This is a genomic window from Yersinia sp. 1252 StPb PI, from assembly GCF_048593885.1.
GTDB lineage: Bacteria > Pseudomonadota > Gammaproteobacteria > Enterobacterales > Enterobacteriaceae > Yersinia > Yersinia enterocolitica_E.
On sequence record NZ_JAZGQE010000043.1, the window covers coordinates 22,747 to 29,466 of the forward strand.

The window sequence follows — 6,720 nt, forward strand, 5'->3', positions numbered from 1 at the left end:
CGGCTTTTAGTGGGATTTATCGGTTTTTTATACCCACTAGCCAGATAAACCTGAAGGTCAAAATGGGAATTTAATCAACTCAACGTTGTCTGCCGTGACTTTGACCATCGACCCCTCAACATGCCAGGCACCAAGAACCACTCGATGGGCGGTTGTGGCGGGGAGTGCTACGGTGTGAACCGCTGGGCGATGCGTATGCCCGTGGATCATCCAACTGACGCCATTACGTTGGAGGCTATCAATCACTGCTTGTGGATTTACATCCATGATAAGTTCAGATTTGCCGCTATTGTTCTGCTGACTTTGGTTACGCATATAAGCCGCAATGCGTAAACGAAAACGCAGAGGTAGCCACAGGAACAGTTTTTGAATCAGTGGATTATGTACTCTACGACGAAAATGCTGATAGTCGGTGTCATCGGTGCACAGTGTATCACCATGTAAAATAACAATTTTACGGTCATACAGTTCGACGACTATCTCTTCCGGCAGCAGGGTCATACCACTTTCTTGAGCAAAGCGTTTACCGAGCAAAAAGTCACGATTACCGTGGATAAAGTAGCAAGGTACACCCTGTTGTTGGAGTGATTTCAGCGCAGCGGCAACTTGCCGGTACAGTGGTTCGGGGTCATCATCGCCAATCCAGGACTCGAACAGATCACCCAGGATATATAACGCATCAGCATGAATGGCTTCACGCTGTATAAAATGCAGGAAACCGGCAGTGATTGCCGGTTCCTGAACGCTAAGATGCAGATCTGCAATAAAAAGCGTGCTCATTAAGCTGTCATTATTCGCTAATAGTGACGCTTTTGATGATCACATCTTCTTTTGGTACATCCTGATGCATACCGCTACGGCCAGTAGCAACGTTTTTGATTTTATCAACAACGTCCATACCTTCAGTGACTTCAGCAAATACGCAGTAACCCCAACCATCTGGGCGCTCTGAACGGAAGTTCAGGAAGTCGTTGTCGGCAACGTTAATGAAGAACTGTGCAGTGGCAGAGTGCGGATCGTTGGTACGCGCCATTGCCAGGGTGCCACGGGTGTTTTTCAGGCCGTTGTTAGCTTCGTTTTTGATAGTTGCATCCGTGGTTTTCTGGTTCATGCCCGGCTCAAAACCACCGCCTTGAATCATGAAACCGTCGATAACACGGTGGAAGATAGTGTTATCATAGAAGCCCTTACGGCAGTAGTTCAGGAAGTTTTCAACGGTAACCGGCGCTTTATCCGCGAAGGTATTGACGACGATATCGCCGTGATTAGTATGAAACGTGACCATAATAATGTTCCTGCTAGTGTAATAGTGTATTCACAAATGAGTCGTAACTCTTTAGACGGCTCTTATATCATAACTCTGAGATTGAGTCAGCACTCGAAACGCCAGCAAGATGTGTGAAAAAGTGCTGAATCAGTGGCTGATTTACCGCATAATCTGATGATATCCTTTTATCTCCCTCGTCCTTGACGTTGTTTGCGCTCTACCGGCAACGCCAATGAGTTTGGGTATAAACCATGCTTACCGCAAAACAAAAACCACGGAATGTCCCGATGCTAAAGATTTTTAATACACTGAGTCGCCAAAAAGAGGAATTCAAGCCTATTCATGCCGGTAAAATTGGTATGTACGTATGCGGGATCACCATTTATGACCTGTGTCACATTGGGCATGGGCGTACTTTTGTCGCTTTCGACGTCGTGGCGCGTTATTTGCGTTATTTAGGTTACTCTCTGACGTATGTGCGTAACGTTACCGATGTTGACGATAAAATTATCAAGCGCGCATTGGAAAACAATGAAAGCTGTGAGCAACTGACGACACGTATGCTGGCAGAAATGCATAAAGATTTCGATGCACTGAATCTTGAACGCCCTGATTTAGAGCCGCGTGCGACTCACCATATTCCTGAAATTATTGCGCTGACTGAGCGTTTGATTGCCCGTGATCACGCTTATGTCGCGTCAAATGGCGATGTAATGTTTGCTGTGGACAGTGATCCTGATTACGGTTTGCTGTCCCGTCAGGATTTGGATCAATTGCAGGCCGGTGCCCGGGTTGAAGTGGCTGATGTTAAACGTAATCCGATGGATTTTGTCTTGTGGAAAATGTCTAAACCGGGTGAACCAAGTTGGGCATCGCCTTGGGGGCCGGGCCGCCCTGGCTGGCATATCGAGTGCTCGGCGATGAATGGCAAACAGTTGGGCGCACATTTTGATATTCACGGCGGCGGTTCTGATTTGATGTTCCCGCACCACGAAAATGAAATTGCGCAATCTACCTGTGCCCATGATGGTCCCTATGTGAACTACTGGATGCACTCCGGTATGGTGATGATTGACAAAGAAAAAATGTCTAAATCACTGAATAACTTTTTCACAATTCGTGATGTGCTGGCCTATTACGATGCTGAAACCGTACGTTACTTCCTGATGTCCGGCCACTATCGCAGTCAGCTTAACTACAGCGAAGAGAACCTCAAACAGGCACGTGCCTCACTAGAACGCCTGTATACCGCTCTGCGTGGTACTGATGCGAGTGCGACGCCTGCGGGTGGTGCAGAGTTTGAAGCGCGTTTCCGTGCCGCAATGGATGATGATTTTAATACGCCAGAAGCCTATTCGGTACTGTTTGATATTGCCCGTGAAGTAAACCGCCTGAAAACTGAAGATATTATGGCGGCGAATGGCTTAGCGGCAGAATTGCGTAAACTGGCCCATGTGCTGGGATTATTAGAGCAGGATCCAGAGCTATTTTTACAAAGCGGCGCGCAGACTAATGACGACGAAGTAGCAAAAATAGAAGCGTTGATTAAGCAACGTAACGATGCCCGTAGCAGTAAAGATTGGGCGCTGGCCGATTCGGCCCGTGATCAGTTGAATGAGCTGGGTATTGTGCTGGAAGATGGCCCACAAGGGACGATATGGCGCCGTAAATAGCATGGTATTGGGTGGATAGGTGCAATTTAGCTATCTGCATCTAAAAAAATTGCGGTTCTGGTGCTGACCAGTAACCGCATTTTTTTGCCCTTATCTCGCCATGGCAGTCTTTCGCAATAACCAGCTAGAACTCGCCTTTGCTGAGGTGATTAGGCTTTAACCTGCACTTTCATGCCTTGAAACTCAACAATCTGGTCAGCCAGGATTTTGCAGCGCTTACGCGTTTCTACATTCCCGTCGACTTTCACCTGTCCATCTGCGATGGCGGCTTTCGCTGAGGCACCGCTGTCGTTCCAGCCCTGTAACTTTAATAAGTCACACAGCTCAACGTGCGGGTGTTTTTCCAAATGAAAAATGTCCATTCCTATCCTTACAATCAATTTTCGTTGATGTCGTGATATTCCTCGCAGGCTTGCAAGGTATTTTGTATCAGTGTTGCAACGGTCATCGGCCCGACGCCACCGGGAACCGGTGTAATCCAACCCGCACGCTCAACGGCGACATCAAATTCTACATCGCCGACTACTTTACCACTTTCCAGACGGTTAATGCCTACATCAATCACGATAGCACCAGGTTTAATCCATTCACCGGGAATAAAACCGGGTTTACCCACGGCAACCACCAGCAAGTCAGCATTTTCCACATGTTGGCGCAGATTTTTGGTAAAACGATGCGTGACGGTGGTAGTGCAACCTGCTAGCAGCAGTTCAAGGCTCATCGGGCGGCCTACAATATTGGATGCACCGACCACAACTGCATTGAGGCCGTAAGTCGAGATATTATAACGCTCCAGCAAGGTAACGATGCCGCGTGGGGTACAAGGGCGCAATTTCGGTGCGCGTTGACACAGACGGCCCACGTTATACGGGTGGAAGCCATCTACATCTTTATCTGGGTGGATACGTTCCAGTACTTTGACATTATCAATACCGGCAGGCAGTGGTAGTTGCACCAGAATCCCATCAATTTCACCATCGTCATTCAGTGAATCAATCAATGCCAGCAGCTCTGCCTCAGTGGTGGTCACTGGCAGATCATAAGAACGCGAAACAAAACCGACCTCTTCGCACGCCTTACGCTTACTGGCGACATAAATTTGTGAGGCTGGGTTGACACCAACTAATACTACAGCCAGGCCGGGAGCACGCTTACCGGCAGCCAAACGTTTCTGTACCAACGCAGCAACTTCATTTCTTACCTGCTGCGCAATCGTTTTACCATCAATAATTTTTGCTGACATCAGTGGAGGGATCCATCAATTAAAAAAAGCGGGAATGTGCCTATTTTGTCAGAAGCGGGGCGTGCTGTCAGGCGTATAATAACGATTAATTAACGATTAAATAGCCAGATGATAAACCGTAAGGCGAAAACCCATTGACTCGAAAGAGACTGCCCGTATAATCCAACCCGCAACTGACTACCGGCAGTGTTCTGTGCTGCGGTAAATATCAAATGCGCCCTTAGCTCAGTTGGATAGAGCAACGGCCTTCTAAGCCGTAGGTCACAGGTTCGAATCCTGTAGGGCGTACCATTAAAATCAATGATTTACCCTCTATTTACCCCCTAATTATCAGCAACCTTTTTTAAAAGTGCCAGATTAGTGACATTAATCCCCATTACCTCGTCAATTTTACGCGCATGCTCAGTTAGATGGTTTGGCGACAAGTGAGCATATCGACGGACCATTTCGATGCTTTCCCATCCTCCCATTTCCTGAAGTGCTGATAGTGGTACCCCGGCTTGAACTAACCAGCTCGCCCAGGTGTGCCGCAAATCGTGGAAACGGAAATCAGTGATTCCTGAGCGCTTTAATCCAGTTCTCCATGCTGTATTATCATCAACGCGCATTTTCCTGACCTCGTCGGTTTTTGTTCCATCTGCCCGGTGCCATGCCGAGGTGTGGACAAACACATATCTTGAGTGTCGGCCTATCTGTTCACGTAATACCTTGCATGACATATCGTTCAGAGCTACGCCAATTGCCTTGCCCGCTTTTGCGTTCTCTGGGTGAATCCATGCAACCTTTCTTTGCATATCGATTTGCGACCATTCCAGATCCAGAATGTTCGACCTTCGAAGCCCGGTAGCCAGAGCAAAGACCACTACAGGGCGGAAGTTCTCAGGCATACAATTGATTAAGGTTACAGCCTCATCTTTTGTCAGCCAGCGTATCCGCTTGCTCTGTGGTTTTCTGGTCTTGATAACTGGCGCTTTAGCTAACCACTTCCATTCGTCTGCTGCTGCCCGCAACAGGCTGCGTATAAATGAAAGGTGCTGGCTTCTTGTTGCCGGTGAAACCTGTTTTTCCACATAGCCAGGTATTGGTTTTTTCTTCCTTAATGCTGCATCCCTTTTCGACTCCCAGATCTGCCTATGCTTCCTGTTTGGCATTCTGGACACCGCTTTCATGATCTTATCTTCAGTAATACTGGATATTGGCATCCCAGAAAAATGACCGAGGAAAAACTCAATCTTCGTTCGGTCATCATCCAGCGATCGCTTATGCTCTTTTTCTGTCAGCCAACGCAAGCATGTTTCATCAAAAGCGTGTTCAGCTATTTCACCTAGCTTATCCACCCTCCATGCATCTGCCTTTAACTGATCGAAGAGTTCCTGCGCTTGTTTCTTGTCTGCCGTACCAAGGCAGCGTCTAACTCTCTCCCCGTTCGGGCGAACGAAATCACAGTACCACTTGCCGTACCTTTGTTTGAGCGCCATACAGATTCCTTCTCTGCTTGGCCGTTTTCTGCATTCACGGCCTGATTGTGTTGGTTGCTGTGGATATATTCAAGACATGCTGATTTCAGAATTTCAAAACTTCCGCCGCCATTAGCTCCGCTCTTGCCCGCTTTTAGTCGCTTATTTTTTATTAGTAAGCGGACGGTTCGCGGGGATTTTCGCAGGTAGGCGGCGGCCTGTGGCAAGTCGAATAACTCATCATCAAGCCGAATATCATTCATAGCTGGCCTCTTATCTCTTTATCAATCCCATCACCTATCCCACTTAAACTGACCATTCAGCACTCCAATGGCGAAAAGAAGCCAAGCCAGCTTGTAGCCAAGTGGCTTTAGCTTTTCGTAGTGGCGAAGAATGATAGGGCGGGTGATGGAGTCTTTATTTGTGTTAGCCGGCAGAGCGGCAAGTGTGGTTTTAATTTCGTTGTTACACATTCTTGCGGTGGATTGGAGCGCGTTCTGTCTCTCTTCTGGAGTCACGTATCACCATCCCTTTACCCACACCAACCAGAACGCCGCGCATCCGCCGACGATAAGCAATATCCAGTCGAGATATGCCATTACGAAGCTAAGTGCATCCATAAATTACTCCTTTGGTTTCCGGTAACCGGCATCATAAATAGCCTCCATCCCCTTCCTATCCCAATCATTCCCAACATCTACGCCTGCGCCGTCAGAAAAATAGATAGATAACAGGTCATCAACGGTAGCCTTTCTCCGCTCAGACTCTTCCTCTTCAAGGATCTCATTGCATAGGCCCACGCACTCATTGCAGATATTCACCTCGGGTCCGGTAATTATGCGAACCTCGATTTCAGGTTTCTTGCAGAATGAGCATGTAACCCCCGCCGGTACCTCTTCAACTTTCCACTTAGCGAAATCAATCTTTATATTATTCGTTATCATCAGTGAACTCCCTTCATAGCATCACCCACCACATAGACAACCAGGCAGATAATGAATAATGCAAAGCATATGCCTATCAATATTTCCGTTACTTTTGGTTGGTTCATGCTGCCTCCGAACTGCCAGGTATTAGTTT

Annotated in this window: 7 protein-coding genes and 1 tRNA gene; 2 read left to right on the plus strand and 6 right to left on the minus strand. The window is 47.5% G+C overall.

Going from position 1 to position 6,720, the window contains the following annotated elements; all coding sequences use genetic code 11:
• Positions 1–57: 57 nt before the first annotated feature.
• Both V2A85_RS08950 and ppiB read right to left on the minus strand, forming a co-directional pair.
• The gene (locus V2A85_RS08950) at positions 58–780 is read right to left on the minus strand and encodes a UDP-2,3-diacylglucosamine diphosphatase (protein WP_372558236.1); all 723 of its coding nucleotides are present in this window, start codon (positions 778–780) and stop codon (positions 58–60) included.
• Between the two features lie 10 nt (positions 781–790).
• Complete coding sequence (ppiB, locus tag V2A85_RS08955) at positions 791–1,285, minus strand: peptidylprolyl isomerase B (RefSeq protein ID WP_420071277.1); 495 nt, start codon at positions 1,283–1,285, stop codon at positions 791–793.
• A 269-nt stretch (positions 1,286–1,554) separates the two neighbouring features.
• Here ppiB and cysS point away from each other — a divergent pair, with 269 nt between their 5' ends.
• The gene (gene cysS, locus V2A85_RS08960) at positions 1,555–2,940 is read left to right on the plus strand and encodes a cysteine--tRNA ligase (RefSeq protein WP_372558237.1); all 1,386 of its coding nucleotides are present in this window, start codon (positions 1,555–1,557) and stop codon (positions 2,938–2,940) included.
• A gap of 149 nt (positions 2,941–3,089) precedes the next feature.
• Here cysS and ybcJ read toward each other — a convergent pair whose 3' ends face one another.
• Positions 3,090–3,302, minus strand: a complete 213-nt coding sequence (gene ybcJ, locus V2A85_RS08965; protein ID WP_004390634.1) for a ribosome-associated protein YbcJ — start codon at positions 3,300–3,302, stop codon at positions 3,090–3,092.
• Positions 3,303–3,316: 14 nt separating this feature from the next.
• Positions 3,317–4,183 (minus strand): bifunctional methylenetetrahydrofolate dehydrogenase/methenyltetrahydrofolate cyclohydrolase FolD, encoded by an 867-nt coding sequence (gene folD, locus V2A85_RS08970; protein WP_083159903.1) that lies wholly within the window; start codon positions 4,181–4,183, stop codon positions 3,317–3,319.
• A 214-nt stretch (positions 4,184–4,397) separates the two neighbouring features.
• On the opposite strand from folD, the gene V2A85_RS08975 reads away from it, so the two are divergent.
• A tRNA-Arg gene (locus tag V2A85_RS08975) sits at positions 4,398–4,474 on the plus strand.
• A gap of 32 nt (positions 4,475–4,506) precedes the next feature.
• On the opposite strand, the gene V2A85_RS08980 is transcribed toward V2A85_RS08975, so the two are convergent.
• Together V2A85_RS08980 and V2A85_RS08985 are read right to left on the minus strand one after the other, a co-directional pair.
• Positions 4,507–5,661, minus strand: coding sequence for a tyrosine-type recombinase/integrase (locus V2A85_RS08980; protein ID WP_420071278.1), 1,155 nt, complete (start codon positions 5,659–5,661; stop codon positions 4,507–4,509).
• Positions 5,662–6,263: 602 nt separating this feature from the next.
• A complete protein-coding gene (locus V2A85_RS08985; RefSeq protein WP_420071279.1) occupies positions 6,264–6,584 on the minus strand; it encodes a ClpX C4-type zinc finger protein in 321 nt (106 codons plus the stop codon).
• Between the last annotated feature and the right edge of the window lie 136 nt (positions 6,585–6,720).